The organism is Pseudomonas sp. (genome assembly GCF_049645325.1).
Lineage (GTDB): Bacteria > Pseudomonadota > Gammaproteobacteria > Pseudomonadales > Pseudomonadaceae > Aquipseudomonas.
In genome coordinates, this window is the sequence record NZ_JBARTQ010000148.1 from 1 (window position 1) to 4,054 (window position 4,054).

Consider the following 4,054-nt stretch of genomic DNA (forward strand, 5'->3'; position numbering starts at 1 on the left):
AGGCGAGGTGCCGAGTGGAGGGGCAAGAGCGTTTTGCTTACTTTTGCGCTCTATCAAAAGTGAGCCGCTGTAAGAGCGGAACCATAGGCAGCCCTCACCCAAATAACGGATATACCCCCCACAACCCACCCCAACCCTACTTAACCTTCTTGGGCACCCGAACCAACCGCGTATCCGAATAAATGTCATGCCAACTGCGCTTCTGCTTATCAACCAACGACCAGAAAAACCCCAGCCCCACACACAACCACGACGCAATCGACACCACAAACCGCAACAACGCCTGCCACAAACTGATCCGCGACCCATCAGCGTTCTGCACCCGCACACCCCACACCTGCATCCCCAGCGTCTGCCCCGAATGCGTCCAGAACTTGGCAAAAAACCCAAACAGCACAAAAAACAAAATCGTCGACAACAGCGGGTCACCGTCCAGCGCTCCGGACTCGGTAAGTGCGCGCATTTTGGCTTCGCCGATAAACCCCATCCACACCAGCTTGTAGATAAACGCCGTGACGATCAGCAAGGCGGTGCACAACAGAAAGTCATAGAACATCGCTGCCAGACGGCGGCCCAGGCCAACGGCGGGAAACTCGCCTTGGGGACTCAGCAGGGGTTTGGACATGGCCGGGCTCTCTGGAGAAAAAAGCCATTCTACGAACAATCGCGCATAAAAAAGCCTCTGATGTCACCATCAGAGGCTTTTTGTCGCAGGAGGGATCAGCCTTCTGCTTGTACTTCGTCAGCCTGCATGCCTTTCTGGCCTTGCACGGCAACGAACGTCACTTTCTGGCCTTCTTTCAGGCTCTTGAAGCCGTTGCCTTGAATAGCGCGGAAATGCACGAACAGATCCGGACCGCTTTCTGGAGTGATAAAACCAAACCCTTTCTCGTCGTTAAACCACTTGACGGTACCGCTCTGACGATCAGCCATTTTCTTATTTCCTTGACGCTAAAAATTAATGACAGCCCCTTTCACATGAAAGAGTACTGGGCTGAGTTGCAGGAAAGTAAGAGACGTCGAACGGGTTGTAGCAAACGTTGGCTACTGCCCAGGTCCAGGTTCAAAGCGACCCATGCAAACACAGTGATCAAACTTTACGCCAACTAATGCAGAAAAAACAAGCCCTGCCAAAAGCCCAGGTTTTGCTCGGGTTGATTACACTTTTGTACACGCTGTGGATCCACATTATTCGATAGAGTTGGTCACTTGTTATAGGTTTTCACCTATTACATTGACTATCGTCAATGCACTGTTTTATGGCGGTTGCGTTACAGTTTAGTGCACGCTAACGCAACCGCGTTACTTATAGGAACAGTCAATCAACCACGATAGTAACGTTGTGGCACGAATGGCATTTTACTTACACGTAGTGGCACCTTTTTCCCACGCACCAACGCAGACACTTCGGTATCCAGTGCAATAAAGGCGCTGTCCAGGTAACCCATGGCCAGCGGGCCGCCGAGAGTCGGGCCAAAGCCGCCGCTGCAGACGGTGCCGATTACGGTGCCGTGCTCATCGACGATTTCCGCACCTTCACGCACCGGCGTGCGTTCCTGGGGCAGCAGGCCGACGCGTTTACGGCTTACACCGGCTTGCTGTTGAGTGAAGATCTGATCAGCGCCAGGGAAACCACCGGCGCGTGCGCCATCAGCACGACGGGCCTTAGAGATCGCCCACAACAGGCTGGCTTCGATCGGTGTGGTCTCGGTGTTCATGTCGTGGCCGTACAGGCACAGGCCGGCTTCCAGGCGCAGCGAGTCGCGCGCGCCCAGGCCGATGGCTTGTACTTCGGTCTCGGCCAGCAGGCTGCGCGCCAGCGCTTCTGCGTTGGCTGCAGGCACGGAGATTTCAAAGCCGTCTTCACCGGTGTAGCCGGAGCGGCTGACATAGCAGTCCACGCCCAGCAGGCGCAGGGTGGCGAACTGCATGAACGTCATCTTGGTGACTTCCGGCGCCAGGCGCGCGAGTACCTTCACTGCCGCCGGGCCTTGCAGGGCGAGCAGGGCACGTTCTTCGAACAGCGGCTCGATGCTGCACTGGTCGCCGATGTGTTTGCGCAGGTGGGCCAGGTCCTGATCCTTGCAGGCGGCGTTGACCACCAGGAACAGTTCGTCGTTGCCCAGGTTGGCGACCATCAGGTCGTCGAGAATGCCGCCCTCGTCATTGGTGAACATGGCGTAGCGCTGCATGCCGACGGGCAGGTCGATGATGTCGACGGGCACCAGGGTTTCCAGGGCCTTGGCGGCATTCGCGCCGGTCAGGCGGATCTGGCCCATGTGGGACACGTCGAACAGCCCGGCTTGATCACGGGTGTGCAAATGTTCCTTCATCACGCCCAGCGGGTATTGCACCGGCATGTCATAGCCGGCGAAGGGCACCATGCGTGCGCCAAGCTCGATGTGCAGCGCGTGCAGTGGGGTTTTCAACAGGGTTTCGGTGGACATATTCAGCTCCTGAAAAACGTGCCGACGCGCCTTTGGGCGTCAGCACTCGATAATGTTGACCGCCAAACCGCCACGGGCGGTTTCCTTGTATTTGCTTTTCATGTCGGCGCCGGTCTGGCGCATGGTGCGGATGACCTTGTCGAGGGACACAAAATGCTGCCCATCGCCGCGCAACGCCATGCGCACCGCATTGATCGCCTTCACCGAGCCCATCGCATTGCGCTCGATGCAGGGCACTTGCACCAGCCCGCCAATCGGGTCGCAGGTCAGCCCGAGGTTGTGTTCCATGCCGATCTCGGCGGCGTTTTCCACCTGGGAAACCGTGCCGCCCAACACTTCGCACAACGCGCCGGCCGCCATTGAACAGGCCACGCCGACCTCGCCCTGGCAGCCGACTTCGGCGCCGGAGATCGACGCGTTTTCCTTGTACAAAATGCCGATGGCGGCGGCGGTGAGCAGAAAGCGCACCACGCCGTCTTCGTTCGCGCCTGGAATAAAGCGCATGTAGTAATGCAGCACCGCCGGCACAATCCCGGCCGCACCGTTGGTGGGCGCCGTGACCACGCGCCCGCCATTGGCGTTTTCTTCGTTGACCGCCAGCGCATAAAGGTTGACCCAGTCGAGTACCGACAACGGGTCGCGCAACGCCGATTCGGGGTTTTTGCACAGCTGACGATGCAACGCAGCAGCACGGCGCTTGACCTTCAGGCCGCCGGGCAAGATCCCTTCATTGCGACAGCCGGCGTCCACGCAGTCCTGCATCACTTGCCAGATCTTCAGCAGGCCGGCGCGCGTTTCCGCTTCCGGGCGCCAGGCACTTTCGTTGGTCAGCATCACCTGGCTGATCGACAGCCCGTAGGTGCTGCAATGGCCGAGCAAGTCCTTGGCGTGCTTGAAGGGGAAGGTCAAGGGCGTGGCGTCTTCGACGATCCGGTCGGCACCGGCGGCGTCTTCATCCACCACGAACCCGCCGCCGACCGAGTAATACTCGCGGCTGCGAATCTGGATGCCGGCGGCGTCGACGGCACGGAAAATCATGCCGTTGGGATGGTAGGCGAGGGGTTTGCGAATCATCGCCAGGTGTTCTTTCTCGTTGAACGCAATGCTGTGTTCGCCGAGCAAATTCAGGCGACCGTCCTTGCGCATTTGCGCGAGGCGTGCGGCCACGGTTTCAGTGTTCACGGTGTCCGGGTGTTCGCCTTCCAGGCCCAGCAGCACGGCCTTGTCGCTGCCGTGGCCTTTGCCGGTGGCGCCCAGCGACCCATAGAGTTCCACCTTGATGCCGGCGGTGGCGCTCAGCAGGTTGTCGCGCTTGAGGCCTTCGACGAATCGGGCGGCGGCGCGCATCGGGCCAACGGTGTGAGAGCTGGAGGGGCCGATGCCAATCTTGAACAGGTCGAACACGCTTAAAGACATGAGTTGTTCTCCGGTTTCTTATTATTGGGCGAGAATCTTGTGGTTGAACTCGGTCAATGTGGGAGCCGGGCTTGCCCGCGATGCAGGCACCTCGGTTTATCAGACAGACCGAGGTGATGCTATCGCAGGCAAGCCAGCTCCCACACAAGCCAGCTTTCACATTAAATGGAGCACAGCCTCAGGTTATGCGT

4 protein-coding genes are annotated in these 4,054 nt (G+C 58.8%); all 4 read right to left on the bottom strand.

From position 1 onward, the window contains the following. Nucleotides 1-136: 136 nt before the first annotated feature. Nucleotides 137-625, bottom strand: a complete 489-nt coding sequence (locus WBB95_RS06415; protein ID WP_424486799.1) for an RDD family protein — start codon at nucleotides 623-625, stop codon at nucleotides 137-139. Nucleotides 626-720: 95 nt separating this feature from the next. Then, on the bottom strand, nucleotides 721-933 hold the full coding sequence (locus tag WBB95_RS06420; protein ID WP_014339904.1) for a cold-shock protein: 213 nt from the start codon (nucleotides 931-933) through the stop codon (nucleotides 721-723). 389 nt (nucleotides 934-1,322) lie between these two features. Continuing rightward, entirely contained in the window at nucleotides 1,323-2,447 is a 1,125-nt protein-coding gene (gcvT, locus tag WBB95_RS06425; protein WP_424486800.1) for a glycine cleavage system aminomethyltransferase GcvT, read from the bottom strand. A gap of 39 nt (nucleotides 2,448-2,486) precedes the next feature. Then, entirely contained in the window at nucleotides 2,487-3,863 is a 1,377-nt protein-coding gene (locus WBB95_RS06430) for an L-serine ammonia-lyase (protein ID WP_424486801.1), read from the bottom strand. Nucleotides 3,864-4,054 lie beyond the last annotated feature (191 nt).

What these genes read in the sequence shown, in the direction of transcription:
- WBB95_RS06415 (WP_424486799.1), bottom strand. Translation starts at nt 625, where the DNA reads ATGTCCAAACCCCTGCTGAGTCCCCAAGGCGAGTTTCCCGCCGTTGGC.
- WBB95_RS06420 (WP_014339904.1), bottom strand. Translation starts at nt 933, where the DNA reads ATGGCTGATCGTCAGAGCGGTACCGTCAAGTGGTTTAACGACGAGAAA.
- WBB95_RS06430 (WP_424486801.1), bottom strand. Translation starts at nt 3,863, where the DNA reads ATGTCTTTAAGCGTGTTCGACCTGTTCAAGATTGGCATCGGCCCCTCC.
- gcvT (WP_424486800.1), bottom strand. Translation starts at nt 2,447, where the DNA reads ATGTCCACCGAAACCCTGTTGAAAACCCCACTGCACGCGCTGCACATC.